Source organism: Budvicia aquatica DSM 5075 = ATCC 35567 (genome assembly GCF_000427805.1).
In the GTDB taxonomy this organism is placed as follows: Bacteria; Pseudomonadota; Gammaproteobacteria; order Enterobacterales; family Enterobacteriaceae; genus Budvicia; species Budvicia aquatica.
On record NZ_ATYS01000052.1, the window covers coordinates 1 to 18034 of the forward strand.

At 46.1% G+C, this 18034-nt stretch carries 15 protein-coding genes; 5 read left to right on the forward strand and 10 right to left on the reverse strand.

The window, feature by feature from the left end:
• From YWE_RS0117020 to YWE_RS0117045, 5 genes are all read right to left on the reverse strand, one after another.
• Positions 1-362: IS4/Tn5 family transposase DNA-binding protein (locus YWE_RS0117020; RefSeq protein ID WP_029095647.1), on the reverse strand; the 362-nt coding region annotated here is incomplete at its 3' end.
• A 242-nt stretch (positions 363-604) separates the two neighbouring features.
• The gene (locus YWE_RS27640) at positions 605-3646 is read right to left on the reverse strand and encodes an autotransporter outer membrane beta-barrel domain-containing protein (RefSeq protein WP_051323401.1); all 3042 of its coding nucleotides are present in this window, start codon (positions 3644-3646) and stop codon (positions 605-607) included.
• Between the two features lie 333 nt (positions 3647-3979).
• The gene (locus tag YWE_RS0117035) at positions 3980-5005 is read right to left on the reverse strand and encodes a zinc-dependent alcohol dehydrogenase family protein (RefSeq protein ID WP_029095621.1); all 1026 of its coding nucleotides are present in this window, start codon (positions 5003-5005) and stop codon (positions 3980-3982) included.
• 30 nt (positions 5006-5035) lie between these two features.
• Entirely contained in the window at positions 5036-6025 is a 990-nt protein-coding gene (locus YWE_RS0117040) for an aldo/keto reductase (RefSeq protein WP_029095622.1), read from the reverse strand.
• A 56-nt stretch (positions 6026-6081) separates the two neighbouring features.
• Entirely contained in the window at positions 6082-6372 is a 291-nt protein-coding gene (locus YWE_RS0117045) for a putative quinol monooxygenase (RefSeq protein WP_051323402.1), read from the reverse strand.
• A gap of 113 nt (positions 6373-6485) precedes the next feature.
• Here YWE_RS0117045 and YWE_RS0117050 point away from each other — a divergent pair, with 113 nt between their 5' ends.
• On the forward strand, positions 6486-7382 hold the full coding sequence (locus tag YWE_RS0117050; RefSeq protein WP_029095624.1) for a LysR family transcriptional regulator: 897 nt from the start codon (positions 6486-6488) through the stop codon (positions 7380-7382).
• A gap of 278 nt (positions 7383-7660) precedes the next feature.
• Here YWE_RS0117050 and dcuC read toward each other — a convergent pair whose 3' ends face one another.
• On the reverse strand, positions 7661-8920 hold the full coding sequence (gene dcuC, locus YWE_RS0117055; RefSeq protein WP_211231024.1) for a C4-dicarboxylate transporter DcuC: 1260 nt from the start codon (positions 8918-8920) through the stop codon (positions 7661-7663).
• Positions 8921-8968: 48 nt separating this feature from the next.
• The gene (locus tag YWE_RS0117060) at positions 8969-10453 is read right to left on the reverse strand and encodes a lyase family protein (RefSeq protein WP_029095626.1); all 1485 of its coding nucleotides are present in this window, start codon (positions 10451-10453) and stop codon (positions 8969-8971) included.
• Positions 10454-10843: 390 nt separating this feature from the next.
• On the opposite strand from YWE_RS0117060, the gene YWE_RS0117065 reads away from it, so the two are divergent.
• The gene (locus tag YWE_RS0117065; RefSeq protein WP_029095627.1) at positions 10844-11755 is read left to right on the forward strand and encodes a LysR substrate-binding domain-containing protein; all 912 of its coding nucleotides are present in this window, start codon (positions 10844-10846) and stop codon (positions 11753-11755) included.
• A gap of 47 nt (positions 11756-11802) precedes the next feature.
• Here the strand turns inward: YWE_RS0117065 and YWE_RS0117070 are convergent, their stop codons facing one another.
• On the reverse strand, positions 11803-14964 hold the full coding sequence (locus YWE_RS0117070) for an autotransporter family protein (RefSeq protein ID WP_029095628.1): 3162 nt from the start codon (positions 14962-14964) through the stop codon (positions 11803-11805).
• A 701-nt stretch (positions 14965-15665) separates the two neighbouring features.
• On the opposite strand from YWE_RS0117070, the gene YWE_RS27645 reads away from it, so the two are divergent.
• From YWE_RS27645 to YWE_RS30490, 3 genes are all read left to right on the forward strand, one after another.
• A complete protein-coding gene (locus YWE_RS27645; RefSeq protein WP_051323403.1) occupies positions 15666-15980 on the forward strand; it encodes a hypothetical protein in 315 nt (104 codons plus the stop codon).
• A 258-nt stretch (positions 15981-16238) separates the two neighbouring features.
• Positions 16239-16562, forward strand: coding sequence for an acid-activated periplasmic chaperone HdeA (hdeA, locus tag YWE_RS0117080; RefSeq protein ID WP_029095629.1), 324 nt, complete (start codon positions 16239-16241; stop codon positions 16560-16562).
• Positions 16563-16606: 44 nt separating this feature from the next.
• Entirely contained in the window at positions 16607-16762 is a 156-nt protein-coding gene (locus YWE_RS30490; RefSeq protein ID WP_154661417.1) for a hypothetical protein, read from the forward strand.
• 155 nt (positions 16763-16917) lie between these two features.
• Here the strand turns inward: YWE_RS30490 and YWE_RS0117085 are convergent, their stop codons facing one another.
• Positions 16918-17304, reverse strand: a complete 387-nt coding sequence (locus YWE_RS0117085; RefSeq protein WP_029095630.1) for a hypothetical protein — start codon at positions 17302-17304, stop codon at positions 16918-16920.
• Between the two features lie 52 nt (positions 17305-17356).
• On the reverse strand, positions 17357-17896 hold the full coding sequence (locus tag YWE_RS0117090) for a DUF2058 domain-containing protein (RefSeq protein ID WP_029095631.1): 540 nt from the start codon (positions 17894-17896) through the stop codon (positions 17357-17359).
• Positions 17897-18034 lie beyond the last annotated feature (138 nt).

An 18034-nucleotide genomic window follows, 5' to 3' on the forward strand; every position in this document is an offset into this window, starting at 1 on the left:
AGCAGTCCGCGGGTATGTCGGCCGGGAGCGGTATGACCCAGCGTATCGGATGCAGTGCGATGACTGAAGCTGATGGTAGTGGTGTCTTCCAGCGCAAGCAGGACTGGATGGCGAGTAGCCTCTTCANCAGTGGCAATAAAGCCAGCCTCAGCAATCGCTTCAGGTAAAACGGAGGGGTTACGAATGAGGCGGNAAGCGCCTTCAACTTCAGCAGTAGATTGAGACGATTTCACGATAGAAAGTCCGGTATGTTGAGCAAGAGAAGTGGCGAGAGTTACCAGACGACGGGTACGGCGGGGATCGCCAAGTTTNGCCAGCCCGAAAACCTGTTTAGCCCATGAATAGCAGTCAGAAAGTAACATTTTAAAATCAAGAATGAGAGGAAATATAAAGAAAGATCAACAGACAGAGAAAAAGTTCAAAAAAATCCCCAACGAATAGGTCGGGGACTTGTGTATAAGAGACAGGTTGAAAAACGGGGTCCAGCCCTTAAGCCGAGAGTTAACCTGTGAGCTAAAACCTGGATCACCGTTTTCACGGGAATGACGGAAGAGAGGGAAAACAAGATAACGGGGGGAATAGAAAATCATTCCCCCACACCAAATCAGAAACTAAAACGATACCCGCCGTTAATCTGATTCTGTTTAAACTGGCTGCCGCTAACCTGCTCCAGGTCTAAATAAAGATTATGCTGTTTGCCAATGCCTACGCTGGCACCAACACCGTTTGCCCACCAGTCACCTTTGAAGGAGTGAGCTTCTTTATTACCGTTTAAACGATAATCAGCATCCCCGTTAAACTCATGAACATAGCTGCTCTTAAGGTAAACATTAACCGGGGTAACGCCTTCTGTCACTTCATATCCAATCAGCCCGCCGACGCGGCCCAAGGTAGAGGTGTAGCTGGATAAATCCACTTTTAAACCGTTGGAGTTATTGAAATGACTACTGTCCTGCCATGCAACGGTTAGCTGGCTTTGAGGCTCGATATAGAACCCGCTGTTTTCAGGCGTAAAATGAAAACGCTTACCGGCTTCAACCGACAGTGATATACCGTTAGATGAAGCACTGCCATCGACCCCATTACCGGCGGTATCTTTTACGTTAATTTCGTTACGCATGCGGTTATATTTCAACAAGGTATCAACGTACAGACCACTGTTATCCAAATAACCGGCGTACAGACCGACATGGCGGTTTCTCATATCGCCGTCACCGTTCTGATAATCCTGATTAGAATTGCTTTGCCCCAGTGCAGCGCCCAGATACATCATGCCGCTGGCAGACTGCCACTGCTTATCGGCCCCTAACTGCGTGCCGTTATAAGTCATATCGAATCCGCTTAGTTTACCGCTGCCGAACGACGTAAAGTTACCGGCATAGCCGCGTAGCCAGACGTTGCCATCAACGTCAGTGCTACGCAGCTGCCCCATACGCTGCATCAGAGTCTGGGTTTCCGCATAATTCATTAAATAACCGACGTTCAGACTATTGGCTGAAGCATTGGCGGTTGAAGTAATAGGCGGGGTTGGTTTCTCAACTCCCGGATCTGGATTTGGCACTGGGTCTGGATCCGGCGTTGGGTCCGGATCGGGCGTTGGTTCAGGCTCTGGCGGAACGGTACCCGCACCGTATAGCTGCCAGTCATTACCCGACTGTTGAATATCATATAAATAGCCCCCCAGCTCAACCTGATTAGTCAGGGCAAAGCTACCGGCACCGTCTGCGGTTTCAATAATGGTCAGAACTTCCGTTCCGTCAGTGGATTCACTGCCGTTATTCACCACGGTAACCTGATGATTACCAGCGGTTGTTCCGCTAACGGAAAGTAAGTCACCAACGCCTTCCACCAGGCTGCTGCGCATAACAAAGTGGCCGTTACCGCTTAGGTTAGCAACCTGCAAAATACCGTTAGGGGTTGTCGTGCCGGTGAAGGCCACGGTAGAACCATTGGTTAACTGTAAGTTGTTGACCAACGAATCACCGTTCATATTCCACCGGCTATCGTCCATCGCCAGATTAACGGTGGCGGTTGCATCCTGATTAGCCAGACCGGTCAACGCTGAACCACTGGTCATATCTAAATCAATCACGGCTCTATTTTGAGCATACAGGCCACCGTTGATTTGCATCATTCCGCGCCCCTTAATCCAAGAGGTGGAACTGTCGGTGATCATCGCAACATTATTGGTATCAATCGTAATATTACCCGCCAGGTTAACCTTACCGCCGACATTAGCTACCATAGCGTAAGAGTTTTTAGACACCAGCGAAGTATTGGTTGCGTTAATCACACCGTCTGTAACGGCCCAAAATGCATAGGTGCCGGTACCCAAAACTTTAGCGTCAACATTATTAAGATTAACCACCGTACCCGTTTGTTGGGCGCTTACGGCATGGCTCAATGTAGTGATCTTTGTATCGTTAATATTCACGGTTGGTGCATTATTTGAGCCGCTTAGTCTCGATGCCATCACACCACCGGCCTTTTCGGAGATAAGCGTACTACCGCCGCCGATGGTCATAGTACCGGTGCCGATTTCTAATGCATTGGCTCTACTGCCTTTGGTATGGATGGCTAAGGCATCTGCCTCAAACTTCATATTTGAGGATCCGACATACCAGATGCCGTGAGCATCATTACCAGTCGTGGCTATCAATGAATTGCTACCAAGATTAACCTTATTCGTGCCCGAGTTAAGATTCAGCCCATAAGCAAAATCACCGGTAGTTAGAATAGTCAGCCCGCTGGCGGTAAGGTCTGAAGCAAGCTTAGTTCCACCAAGGGTGATCCCTGAGGAGTGACGACCGGTTGTTGAGATAGAGCTATTATTGCCTAAATGAATATTGGCCTTACCGCTATTCACACTAATCCCGTCGGCATTTGTGGAGTCAATGACCAGCCCGTTAGCTTTAAAGGTGGTATTACCATTGGTTTCGATTGCTGCGGATGTGCCGCCGTCGAAACCGCTCACCGTCACGATTTTGCCGCCATTACCAAGATCAACGGTAGAGTTGCCGGAACCGGTTGCAATGCCCTTAGCTCTGTTGCCACCTTCTGTGGTGATCTGTAGATTATCGGCAATTAATGAACCACCAGCACCAACGGTAATTGAGGTGACTGTTCCTGCTGGAGATGAGGTACTTATTACACTATCAACACCCAGGTTCAAAACGCTATTTAAGCCACCTAAAATACCGTCAGTCGAGTTTCCACCGTGGACATTAATAGTGAGATTTGACCCCGAAACGTTAACATTGTTGTCTGCCTTCACGCCATAGGCATAGTAATCACCGGTAACGTCAATTGATGAGCCGGTACCCAGATGGTGAGAAGAACTGCCGCTTTTCGCAAGATTAATGCCTATGACCGCAGTACTGTTATTTGCCGGTGCGCTGTTAACAGTAACATTAATTTTACCGCTACCTAACTGCAAGCCGGTAGTATCAGAGCTATCGGAAATAATGCCATTAATATCGGTTGTATTAACGCTGTCATTAGCATTAATGGCCTGATTAGCCAAGTTTACGGTATTGGTATAATCCACAGCGTAAATAAGTGGCGAAAATATAATACTTCCGGCCACAACGATTGAGGGAGAAATGAATTGATTACGCAAGAAACATGATAAAGCTTTAATTTTCAATTTGTTATTCCTTAACTACAACTATTCCATTTGGAACTCTAATCGGTAGATATAGACAGAAAAACTGCCTACTACCCACTTCAAGCACTATAAAATATTGATCTGAACATTGTGGGCCAACTCTACCAGCCCTATAGATTAAGATCCAATAATTTAACGATCTAAAATGTTGTAAAATATAAATTAGTGAAAATTAAAAAAGTTATACGGCTATTTCACGATGAAACAGTTAGCGTGGCTAACTAATTATTTATCGTTCAAATCAGGCGATAAACCAACAGAAAAAACCCCGCAGGCGCTAGCTCTGACGGGGTTTGTTAACTTAAATAATACTTAGGGTAATATCACCGAGTCACTGATAACCACCTTGCCGACGTGCAGCCGTGAGTCAAAATGCTGCCAGGCCCGTTTAGCGTCGGCAAACGAAAACACGCTGTCAATAACCGGTATAATTTTATGCTGCACCAGCGCCCGGTTCATTTGTTCAAAATCTTCACGCGAGCCCACGCTAATAACCCTAAATCGGGCGGCACTTTTAAACAGGCTAAAGAAATCAATTGCCAGCCCATCCTGAGCGACAAAGCCAATCAGCGCCAGTTCACCACCGATACCGATAGAACGAATGGATTGATTCAACGTGCCCGGCCCGCCAACCTCAACCACTCGATTTACTCCCTGCCCCGAGGTTAATCGCTGAACTTCTTTACTCCATTCAGGGTGCTGAACATAGTTGATAACCTCATCGGCACCCAGTGCTTTTAATCGTTCAGCTTTAGCCTCACTCGACGTGGTGGCAATAACCCTTGCCCCCATGGCCTTTGCCAGTTGGATAGCAAACAGTGAAACCCCGCCGGAACCTAAGGTTAATACCGTCTCACCGGCTTTAATCGGCCGGTCGCCGTTAAGCGCCGCCCAGGCGGTAACGGCGGCACAAGGAAGCGTCGCCCCCTGTTCAAAGCTAAGATAATCAGGTAACGATACCAGTGACTCCTCACTCACGACTTTATATTCCGTCAGCCAGCCGTCACGATCGCTGCCATAAAGTTCATCACGCGCCTGAGCCTGAAAAGTACCGCCAAACCAGCGTGGCATAAAGGTATTGACTACCCGATCGCCTACCTTGAAACGTTCGACCCGTTCACCCACTTGAACCACTTCACCGGCGGCATCCGATAACGGAATATACCCTGGTTCTGACGGTAACGTATATTGGCCGTTCATAATCGCCAAATCACGGTAGTTAAGCGAGGTTGCGCGCACTCGAACTAACACTTCCCGCGCCTGAGGTACCGGCATATCTTCCTGATGCAACTCTAAGCCATCAGGGTTACCGAACTGTTTGAAACGATAGCTTTGCATAATGATGTTTCCTATTGGGATAACCTGTACTTAATACTCAAGCAGGTGCATAACGCTCTCTGCATAGCGGGTACCGCTAATGGCATCGGACGGGAAAACCGCCTCAATAGCGGCTAATTCGCTGTCGGTCAGAATGACGTCCAGTGCACCGAGGTTTTCTTGCAGATTTTTGATTCTTCGGGTGCCGGGAATGGGTATCAGATACTCACCGCGTGCCAGAACCCAAGCGAGTGCTAACTGTGCCGGGGAACAGCCTTTGTCCTGCGCCAGCGTTCTGACTTGTTCAACCAGATGAAGATTGCGCGCAAAGTTATCGCCCTGAAAACGCGGGTTGTCACGGCGAAAATCATCAGCGTCAAAATCCTCCGGGCTTTTTATTGCTCCGGTCAAAAAGCCGCGGCCTAACGGGCTGTACGGCACAAAGCCAACGCCTAAACGTTCGCAAACGGCCAGTACCGAATTTTCCGGATCCCGAGTCCATAGTGAGTATTCACTTTGCAGTGCAGTAATCGGGTGTACCTGATGAGCCCGTTCCAATGTTTGGGCGGAAGCTTCAGATAAACCGAGGTAGCGTACTTTACCGGCCTTAACCAATTCGGCCATGGCGCCGACCGTCTCTTCAACCGGCACGTTAGGGTCAATACGATGCTGGTAATAAAGATCGATATGATCAACCCCAAGGCGCTTCAGGCTGGCATCACAGCTGGCATGAACATATTCCGGCCGGCCGTTAACTCCGCGCAGCTGAGGATTATTAGGATCGAGCTGAATGCCAAACTTAGTGGCTAAAAATACTTCATCGCGTCGCCCCTGAATGGCACGGCCGACCAAGATTTCATTGGTGTGAGGACCATACATATCGGCGGTATCGAGAAAGTTAAGGCCACGGTCGAGCGCATAGTGAAGGGTTGCCAATGATTCACTATCATCATGAGCACCATAAAATGCGCTCATCCCCATACAGCCAAGCCCGATTGCCGATATCCGCGGGCCGTTTTTGCCTAATGTGCGAGTTTTCATAACTGTCCCTTATGTAGCAATAATGAATTAGAGAGAAAGGTGATGGTGCAGCCTGTTTATCGGCTTAACTGGGCGTGATGAATTGCTGATAAGGGCTCAGTAAGCCCAAGTGAAAAGAATTTTTGGGTGTAGCTTTTATCCATATGCTCTTTCAGCGCTGACGGGTTACTAAAGATTTCCCACAGGGTGAACGCCTCCGGATTGCCATCATGCTGAAAGATTTTAAACAGTTCACATCCCGGCTCTTTTAGCGTTTCGTCAATCAGCTCCTGCATGGCCGATTTCAGTTCTTCAGCTTTACCCGCCTTTGCTTGAATCAATACCGTTGCTTCAGTTTTATGGCTCATGATTATTCTCTCCTTGGAAAAATACGGTCATCACAACGATGGAGAAATTCTAGACAAAGCGAGTTAATGAAACTAGATTGATAAATTCAATCTTAAATTCCGAATATGAAATCATGCTGGATGAATTAGCGCTATTTGTAAGTATTGTAGAAACCGGAAGCTTGCGGGCAGCGGCAGAAAAGGCATCGATCCCTGCGCCTACGCTAACCCGTCGCCTGCAGAAGTTAGAGCAGCACTTAGGCTGTCGCCTGCTGCACCGCAGCGCCCGACGAATGACACCAACCCGTGAAGGCTGGCAATACTACGAGCAGTGTCGCCCGCTGGTACATTCACTACAGCAAGCAACCGCCAAGCTGGACGTGACACTCAATCAGGTCAGCGGCCTGATCCGTATACTGGCCCCGGCTGATTTAGCCAATGATAATCTGGCACCGGCCTGGATGTCGTTTTTGGCGCAGTACCCGCAAACCCGGCTTGAGCTGGAACTGAATAATTACACTCAAGATTTGATCGGCAGCGGTGCTGATGTCGCTATCCGCGTGGGTGCTCAGCCTGATTCGTTACTGAATATGCGTAAACTCGGGCAGGCTAAAGAACTGCTGTTGGTCGCGTCCCCCGACTATCTGGCAAGGCACGGCGAGCCTGAGTCTATGGATGAGCTGAAGCTACGTGACTTGGTGATCAGCGCACCTATATCGACCTGGGAGGTGCAACACCGCCAGTCGGGAGAAACCGTACGCTGGCAACCGCAGGGGAAATTCTGCGTTAACGGCGTTTATTTGGCGCTACGGGCCGCGATAGCCGGATTAGGCATTCTGTTCTGCCCGACCAGTTTGTGCCATAGCCAACTCCAACGCGGCGAACTGGTCCAAGTATTACCCGAGTGGCGAGGAGCCCCGCGGGAGATTTATGCCGTCTGGTCGCAGCAACGCTATGTTCCGGCCAGAGTCCGGGCACTGATTGAACATTTAGCCGCGTTTTGCCAACAGAATCCTCAGTTAAGGATCTAAAGGGCGGGCTAAAAACCTCACATACAAATCTGACGCTAGGTTACAAATATAAAATAACCATCAGTCCGGTTATCACTAAATCCCCCCCCATTGACTCAACGAGATAATGAGGTAATCGGAGATAGCTACGAGGGTACTTAAAGTAAGTTGAACTGGCGGAAGACTATTTGAATAGTGGTAATCGATATTACATGCAATGTTTGGTCTATATAACCAGGCAAATCCCCAGTAAAAAACCTAAAGATTTGCCTGAATTTCTTTACTTAGCGGTTCTAAACCTAAAGCAGCAGCAAAGTCACCACGATTGTCGCACCGATGGTAGGAATTGCATTGCGTTTAGCAATTTCCATCGGGTTAACGCCGGCAAGCTTGGCGCAAATAATCGCGGCAGCGGCAACAGGAGACATTGTACGCCCCAGAGCAGCAGCGATTTGTGCCACGGAACCCAGTTCAATTATCTCATAGCCAAAATCAGCCGCATGTGGCACCACCGCACCGTTAAAGGCTAAAGCGGCAGCGTTACCCGAGCCGGATACCGCAGCCATCGCAAAAGGCCCCGCAGCTGCAGCAAACTGGGCCGCTGCCTGAGACTCTTTCATCACATTGACCAGCGCACCGGTTAAACCAATCGACTCCATACCGGCACAAAACATTGCCGCCGCTGCCATCAGGCCAACCACATCAGCAAAGCCATCACCGGCTCCGCGGAAAAACTTTTTCGTCGCCTCTCCCGGATTACAGCGAGTAACAACAAAGCCAATCATGGTACCCAACAGCATTGCCTGCGGTACCGATATAAAAGGAATTAAGCCGATTTGTTTAGAGCTGATCACTAAAAGTATCAGTGGAAGTACCGGTACAACAGCATACAGATAGTTCACCTTCACGACTTGGCCCTCATCCGTTGCCAGAGCATCCTTATTGGAGCCCACCCCCTCTTTCATCACTATCGCCATAATCGTCAGAAGAACAGCCGCAACGCCCAGGCTAATCAGCACCGAAGGCGTCGTTCTGGCAATGACCGTCATCACGTCAACTTTTGCCATATCGGCAATTTGTGGGTTAAACATCAGGCCCGGAGAAATAACCGAGCCCCATGTTCCTAAATAAACCGCAGAAGCGGCCATGCCCGGTTTTACCTTCAGGGCCAGCAGCATAGGAATTAACAGTGCGCCCACAGCGGCGGCCACACCCGCAGCCGATGGCAGTGCAATATTCAGGAAAAAGGTCACGATAACCGTACTCGGCAAAATAATCATCGGAACGCGTTTTAAAATATTGGTCATCATCGCCACAAGATGATCGGAACACTTGGTATAATTCATCACATAGGAAAAACCCAACACCGTACAGATGGTTGGTACTAAACCACTATTAACAAACTGCTGGATAAATGCGTCTACAGATCCGACTAAATCTCTGCCCAGAATGGCCATCAGTCCGCCAGAGAGAGCCAAAACCAAGCGCGTTTCATAGTTTTTTATAATCAGCCAAAAAGTGGCTATTATTATCAGCAAACCTATAACAATCAGTGTCATATCGTTACTCCTTGGTATTAAATAAAGGTAATTTGTTTTTTTTAGTTATTATTGAGCCAACGCCTTAAATAGCGAATCCAGTAAGTTATCTTTGGTGTTAAGCGCCCCCTGCTTCTCATTTAGCCAAGCTTTGTCGGCTTCGAGTTTCTGCTCTATATTTTTCAGACCAACGCTAGTGCTTTGAGGCGCCGGAGATCCCGGCCCTTGAAGGGTAGAAACCACGTGTGCCGGGCTGAGTGTTTCACGAAACTGCATTTCAGTTAGCGGCAGAGCGCCGTCATGCCAGTCGAGTTGTGCCGTTACTTGCGCATAGATTTCAACGGCTTTTGCGTAAGGGAATGTCGTCGGCAGATACCCATCCTCTCGGGCAACCGTTACCATATCGCTGGCAAAGTGATGCCCGACCCGGAATGGCACCGCGTGTACATGCTGGAGGGTTTCGGCCAGTGCCATCGTGCAGGTCCAGTCATTATTCAGCTCTTCAAGCGCCCGTTCAGGTAAAACCTTCAGCATGGAGAAAGCCCAGTTGGCGAGCTGAAGCATATGTACAGCGTGAACAAAAACCGCGGAGTTATCTTCTGAGACACTCTCTTTGTTATCGTACATCCCCAATTGCAGATTATGCGCACGGATAACGGCCGTATGGGCGGCACCGATAACGTCACTGGCCTTTGCTCGCGTCTTTTGGATAATCCCTGGATTGCGCTTTTGCGGCATCGCCGAAGAGCTGTAGGCAGCAGACGAATCTAACAGCAGCCAGGGACGTATTTGGGAGTACTGTTGAGCAATGTCTTGCATCAGAGTAGTCATGCGAATAGCAACATTTTGGGCAATACCCGCCGCTTCCACTGGGATATCAAAAAGGCTGACCTGAGTACTATCCAGACCGTTAACTATCGGGCCATCAAAACCCAGCAGTTCGGCTAAACGGCTGCGATCAATCGGCCAATGAGAATTAGCTAATACCGCAGAGCCTAAAGCAGAACGATTGATGCGCTGCCATGCCTCACGGATGCGGTCAAAGTCCCGTTCAAAAGATTCGAGAAATGCCCAAAAATAGAAGCCAAGGGTAATCGGCATCGCCTGAACGCCATTGGTATAGGCGGGCATCCACGTTTCGACGTTGTCTTTGGCAATGTTTAAAATATTTTCACGTAATAGATTGAGGTTTTGCGCAAAATCAAGCACCGACAGGCGTAAGCGAGCCTGATTTAAGGTAGCAAAAATATCCTGACGGCTGCGCCCGGTATGAATAAGCGTCGCCATCTGACCGCACTGTTCTATCAGCAGCTTTTCAAGCGGCATAATGTCGGTAAATGGCTCAACATCAGGCTCGGCCTGTTTAGCTTCTGCATCCAATTGAGCACCAGCTATCGCTCTGGCCTCTTGTCGGGAAATAATACCCACCTCTAGCAGCATCACTAATGAAGCCCGGTTGATTTGGTTTTGCCAGTAGCCCCAATTTTTGGCTTCCGCTTCATCACTTGTCGAATGAGGTAGGTCACGGCCCCAAGGGATAGTAGAAATTACCATTTATATTGCTCCTTAATACTTCAAATTCAGATGCCACTGCGTGGAAATTATGATTACCTTACATAGGGTTACCGCTACCGGTTTGTTATGCCGACGGTGAGTTTACTTTGGCGCACTAATCACGCTTGGCATAAATTACAATTGAGCCGGCCCCCTCAGCCGAGTAACGGCTAAGTTTTTATACGCTTCGGTTGAGCAACAGGCGGGATCGTTTGTAGGTAGCTGGCGAGCCAATTCAAGATATTTTTTTACTATTTAATCAAATAGATATTCATCTTCTTATCTTTTCATCAGCGCTAATCACTTAAAGTTGATTGTATACAGGCTTAGTATTTTGACCAGATGGTATTATCTTATGCATGATGCCTTTTTAGCATAGGGTGATGACTTATGAAGCACTTACCTAAACTTAATCAGTTGCTCGCATTTCAAGCTATCGTGCAGCACGGTAGTATTCGTGCCGCAGCAAAAGCCTTGCAGCAAACGCAACCGGCGTTAACCCGCTCAATGAAAGAGCTGGAACATACTATGGGGGCATCACTGCTGATCAGAGGCAGCTTCGGGGTAACGCTGACCGATGCCGGGAGAGCCCTAGCCTCGCGATCCAGCCTGATATTAGAAGAGCTGGAGAAAGTCAGCGAAGAGATCCACGTTATTCAGCAGCTTTCGCAGGGGTCGGTGGCGTTCGGCATCTCCCCAATTCTGGCAATCAGCATTTTGCCGCAGGTTATCGGTGAATTTAGCCACAAGCGGCCTGAAGCCCAAATCATTATTGAAGATGCGCAGCTACCGGTGCATATACCGCGCCTGCGAGAAGGTAAATTAGATTTTGTGATTGGGGTAAAGTCTGAGGATGTTTCGCTGAGCGAGTTTATTGTTGAGCCTCTGTTTACCACCAGCTTTGGCGTTATTGCCCGCAAAGACCATCCTTGTGCAAAATCCACATCGTTTAATGAGCTGGTTAATGCTAAATGGTGGCTTACCGATGCCCATATTGGTTTTTTTAAACAGATAGAAGAACAGGTCCCCTACTTTAAGCACAATAAGCCATCGATTGCCGTCAGGTCTGATTCGTTAGTCTGCGGATTACCGCTTCTGATGCACAGTGACTATTTGGGTATCTTGTCGACCATTCGCGTCAAGTTAAGCGAATATGAAGATAAGCTGTGCATTTTGCCTATACAAGAAAAGCTTCCCTCCGCACACTTTGTACTGATATATCCGCGAAAAATACCGCTAACCCAAACCGCCCAGAAAATGATTGATATTATTCGCTGGCATTGTGCGAGATATGAGTGGTAGGTGCGGGCCATAAATATTCTTTACGCCCGCACGCCTTAATCCAATTGTCAGAATTGATATTTAACACCCAGAGTTAATGCAGTATCACTATAACCATCATCACCCAGTTGCTGAGATACATTACTCCAGACATTCAGCTTTCTACTTAACTGCCCTTCCAGACCCAGTTTTAACTCACCCAAATTACGGCTGCCCGTTTGCTTAATTTCAACATCATCCAGCATAGCACCCGCCTGCTGACTGTTATGCAACCAGTTCGCCTCGGTATATACCGTAAATAATTTATCTGAATTTTTATCAAAATCACTGACGCCATCGCGGGATACTTTCACGCCCAGACGGGTCTGAATATTATCACTACCACTGGATTTTACTCTGGTACCATTATATTCAGTATGATCGTCAGCCTTTAGCCCATTCCAGATGACCTGCGCCTGCGGTGTCACAAATACACCACTATTTTCACCTTGATACACTAGTAAACGGTAACCCATTTCAAGTGAAGCACTATATCCATTGATATTATAATCTTCAGAATGCAATCGTTCGCCCTGAACCTTCGCATCTAACCAGCTGTAGTTGACCAAGCTATCTACATACATCCCATCCATAGTATTGGCATTCTGATACCAGGTTGCGTAGAGCCCGGCGTTATAACCGTCGACATCCCCCTTAGAAGAGTATCGACTCTTATTCGATGAAGTATGGCTACTGGCTTGCCCGTAACCCAGCATAATCCCTAGGCCTAAACGGTCCACTTCGCTGAATTGTGTATTAACCAGTTCCCCGCCACCTTGGATCACATAGCGATTAGTTGACGTGTGTAACTGTTTTGATGAGTCACGGAACTTGGTACGAGAACCCACCTGCCTTAACCACATACTGGAGTTTTCAGCCCGTCCTTCCCGATCTTCCAGACGCAGATTAAATAAGCTACTTGCTGCGGCCATATTGGCGATATAGCTACCTGCCTCTGGCCGATAAATAGGATTTTGTTTATTTTCTGGCTGAGTTGGCGCTACAACCGGAGGCTTAATCTCAGCTGGTGGATAGGTTACTGGTGGTTCAGGCAATAGCTCAGAACGAAGATACCAATTACCATTTTCGTCACTCACTTTATTTTTATGTAAGAAGTATTCATAAACACCTGCAACCGCACGGTTTTTCAGCGTAAAAAGACCATCAGACCGCCCGCCAACCTGAATAACCTCAATACCATCAGTAGTCAGAACACCACCACCACCGATATTATTAATAATGAGTCCCGTTTCGCCACTGGTGTTGCCTGTCACAATGAGTTTATCAGTATCAGAATTATCATCGGCTAATACCGTGTTCATAATAAGCGTTCCGCCACCGATATAATCACCGCTCACCGTTAGGGTTTTAAATACGCCACGGGCCGGAGCCTCAAAGCTTAACGTTCCGCGATTACTCAGCGTGGTTAGCGCAGAGTCGTCAGTCATTACCCATTGGCTATTTGAATCAATCGAGAGCTGATTGACACCAGCCGTAGCGCCGCTAAATATTGAAGCCTGATTTAGTGAGATATCGACAGTTGCCGCTGAACTGTCGGAAAGCGAAATGATATCTCCATTAATGAGAGATGAATTAGCCGCTATGGTGACTGGACCGGACTGAATCGTCCCATTATCCATGATACCAATCGCTCCCCCTTGGTTCTCCTGAGCTTTACCCGTTATAAATGAATTGTTCAACGTTAAGTCCAGCGCACCGCCCCAATTTTTTATCGCATAGCCATCCTGAGTTTCGATAACGCTATCGGTAATATCCATGCTGTTGGTCATGACATTGGAAGACGCGCTAAAAACCACCCCAGAGCTATCAGTGCCTGCCACATTTAATCGGCTCTGATTGAGTCTGGCCGAGGCGCCGTCCTGCACATGCATACCCATTGACTGATAGCCATTGATTTCAGCATTAACTCGATCGGCATAGAGAATTGCGCCAGCGTTTTTGGCATAGAGTCCGGCAGCCTTATCACCATTAATCATAAGGCGAACATTATTTAGCTGAATATCTGAACCTTCAGAGTCGGCAAAGACGCCATAGCCCGTATTCTCGATCTTAATATCGATATCAGAAGCTTTAATGGTCGTTGGCGTTACTGCATTATCATGTTTGGCATAGAGACCATGAGCATTAATACCGTGAGTGGTAATGCTACCGAGTTGAACTCCGTCTTTAAGGCCACCTTCGAGCTCTATCTGAGCTCCTTTATACATCGCGACACCAATGCCTCCATCACCGAAGGTCTCTATAGCCGTTTTATCAATTTGTGAAATATCTTTACTATTATTGGCATAAATACCAAAAGCGCCGCTACCATGAGTAATAAATTGCGAATTATCAACAATCGCCTGAGAATGGTTAATCATGTACAGACTGTGAACATTATCGCCTTTAGTTTCAATTAACACATTATCAGCTCTCGTTGATGAGCTGATTCCCTTCTCATTATTAAACCAATTTAAGTGAATACCCGCCCCAGTGTTTCCATTAGTCATGCCGTTGATAAAAATTTTGCTATTCGACAAGGTTGCTGAGGCTCCGTTCGATATAGCTATTCCCCCGACACCCGCGAATGTCAATTCGGAATTATCAACGAAAAGGTCAGAATTTAAGTCGTATACACCAATATTACTTGCTGCCACGCTTTCATTAGAGTTTAGTGTAACGTGACTAAGCCGCAGCGTTGCCCCGGCTCCGACATAGAAAGGACGAGCAATTGTATTGATGTTCGAATTGGAGATATCAAGCAATGAATCTTGCCCGACGGCATACATGGCATTCGTCCCTGCCAAAATAGTAGCGTCAGAACGATTGGTATAAGATATGTCAGAGTTCGTTAAAATAACCTGCGCCCCTCCGGCCACTCTTATCAAAGAGTAACGATTAGGGTTTTCGCGGTAATCTCTGGAGAGGGTGATATTATCACCAATAATCCGACTTGGAGTCAGCCCGTCTTTCGCTTTATTTAATGATACCAGCCCCTGCTGAGAAAGGCCTTTAGGTATATAAGTTTCACCTGAAACTAACGTAACCTGGCTGCCATCTTGAGCAAATATGCCATAAGTTCCCATATTACCAGCAGCATCTAAATCAGACGAAAGAGTGGTTAAAATAACAACAAATAGAGTTGAGAATTTAAATCTCTTGATTCGTCCTTGAATTATAATTTCAAGCATGAATATATTCCTTTTTATTCATATCATTAAATAATCTTGATGTTAAATACTTCCGATAAACCAGTAAGTTATAGTTACCAGCTAGAGATAAAAGATAGAGAACGCCACCGCTTAAACTACCGCCACCTCAAACACCTCACTAACTCTTAAAAGGCCAATAAAAACAGAATATAACACCAAACAAAAAACCATTAACAGCAATGTTAGATCGAATTAACCATGAAATGCAACATCATAGATAACGATAATTGAAATAATAAAATTAATTATTATCTATAATGTCCAAAAAGAGGAAATAACAATTTTTTCATTTAAATAAGTTTCTAAAAACAAAATAATAGACCTGAAATAAGTTGCTTTTACTTATAAAATAAAATTAATATTTTAATCGCTTTAATGCGAAGATAAGAAGAGTGAAGGTCAAAGCAAGTCGCGCATTCTTCTCCTTCCTCCTCCGCGCACTTTGTACTGATATATCCGCGAAAAATACTGCTAACCCAAACCGCCCAAAATGATTGATATTATTCGCTGGCATTGTGCGAGGTATGAGTGGTAGGAACGGGTTAGCTACAGATTAACTCACTTTAAAATAGTTTATATATGAAAACATCAAAACATATCCATTAACACCCGGTGTTTACTAACAGCACCATAACCATTATAAGAATGGTTATCAAAATCCATGCGAAGTGGCTACTAAGATGAAAATATACGGTATTGATGTAGATCTGAAAGGTGGAAAAGTATTTGGCCCGACTATTCTGGTTACTGATATTGAAAATCCCGATGAAGACATTGATGAAGACCTGCTACAAATAGAGTATAAAAATGGGTACATTGTTGATGTCGGTTACTATGGTTCCTTTGGCAACGGGAAAGTAAAAAAGCCACGCGTCTATGTCATTAAAGACGCCGACTGGGAGAATCCCGTTTATACAAGAGAAACGGAGTTAAACAAACAGCAACTTATTGAAGCAATTAAACAGGCCATCGAGATCGCTATCACTGCCGCCTGATTGAAAGTTATCTTTTGGTATTCAATCCCCACTACGATTTTTTCTTAATAAGATAAAGTTCAGTAACACAAACAGCCACATCGCAATTAATATGTTCACCGCTGAGCTAAAACAGTAATAACGATTATTACTCAATGTCTTACCCTGAAATATAGAATATCGTTTTTAACTATATAACCATCATTGAACCACAAATAATTAATAATATCCGCCTACCAATACGCGGATATTACTATATTTATAAAAAAGGCATTCTATATGAATAAATTAATTATTCTGGCTACCGTATGCTTAATTCAATTTATCGCTCAATCAGCTGAGCAATATAAAGAAGGGGTTAAACCCATTGTCCAATGGACATGTGAAGATTTTCTTTTGGTGGACGAAAGCTTTCAACCTACCGCCGTGGGTTATGCAGAAGCTTATAATAAAAAAGGTACATTAGAAGACTCAATTCTTGATATCGATGAAATAGTGAAAATTACGCCGATCATTATTCAGGAATGCGCTAAAGATAAACAAGAGAGCTTTATTCAAAAAGTTAAATCCCACGTTGAAAATTTAAGAAATAATTTTGAATGACCGCGGCATTCAATTTTTATTAAAAAAATAACAGAGAGGATCCAGTGACTGAAACAATTATCGCTACGCTCACCGAGCAGCTAGGAACGGCCCCGCTGAACTCTCTGCCGACAGAATCAAATATTCGTAAATTACATATTGAAGAGCTGATAAGGGCCAGAAGAGCAATGACTGCCCGGTGGACTACAGTGAGAATATGAACTTAGTTAATAAGCTCGGTGAACTGACCATCTCGCTTTAATCAATTGAGCTTGGTTCTGTACCATTAAAGTTACACTAAAGGCGCTTTCGAGCGCCTTTAGTATTGATGATGAATATGGTGGGGTAAACACTGGCCTAATAGATTCCGACACGCTTAGCCTGCGACGGATCGTCGGTCTATGACTTCTTTCATATAAAGATCAATAACAATGTTATGTTCCCGACTCACCCGGCCAATAAACGCCTGAAGAGAATCGGACGTGGAATAAAGCGTATCCGCGACAAGGCTATCAAAGTCGCTTTGAGTAAAACAATCATTGCCCTTAAGCGCCGAATGCTGCAGCAATGTGTGCGCTATGACTTCAAGAGCAGCACGCCTGTAGCCATCGGCAAGCAGAACATCCAAATCGGCCTGACAAATATCAAACGTGAAGCTAAAGCTGACAATCCCTGAGTCGACGGGCAAGGAGTAGGTCAACCGATCGCCTGACCGATCGACATGGGGTTCATATCCATCCCCCATCAGTCGTACTGATTGCATACCGATCCCCTAATTCAAGTCAGGCCGGGCATAAGCATCTGCAAAACGCGAATTACCACATCAAATCATCAGGCACTTTAAAATCAGCATACGGATCTTCTTCATCCAGCTCTTCCTGACTCAACGCACTATTTAATACAATACTGCTCGCATCCCGCAGAGCAATTTTATCGGCTACGCTGGCGGGGATAATCGCGTATTTGCTCTCTCCGCTGTTATCAACCACCAAACGAGCAATGGCGAGGCGACCACTAATCAGCTGAGCCTGAGTCAGCTTATCCACCGCTATTTTTTTAATTAAGTTATTATCGGTGAAGTTAAAATCAATATCGCCTTTTGAAATATCGATTCTGTTCATTTCAATCAGCTGCTTTACCTGAGCTTTATACTCTTTAGATAACGCCGCCTGTTTTTGTTGTTCGCTTAGCTGTTTATCACGCTCAAGCTGGGCTTTTTTATTTTCTTCCACCGCCTCTCTTGCCTCACGAGCCTGAACCCGCGATTTTTTAGCCGTCCTTTGGACCTTGGCCATTTTTTTACCGGTCACTAATCCGGCTTTTAGCATCTGCTCTTGTAAGGTGAGTTTTGTCATCTTTATTTCCAAACCCGTTGAATAATTTATCGGATTATACCCGTAATCGTTGAGGCTGTACCAGAATGCAGGACCCGATCGCGGTATAAGGAGAGATCTATCAGAGGCTGGCGTGACCTGCACTTAGGTTTAGCTATA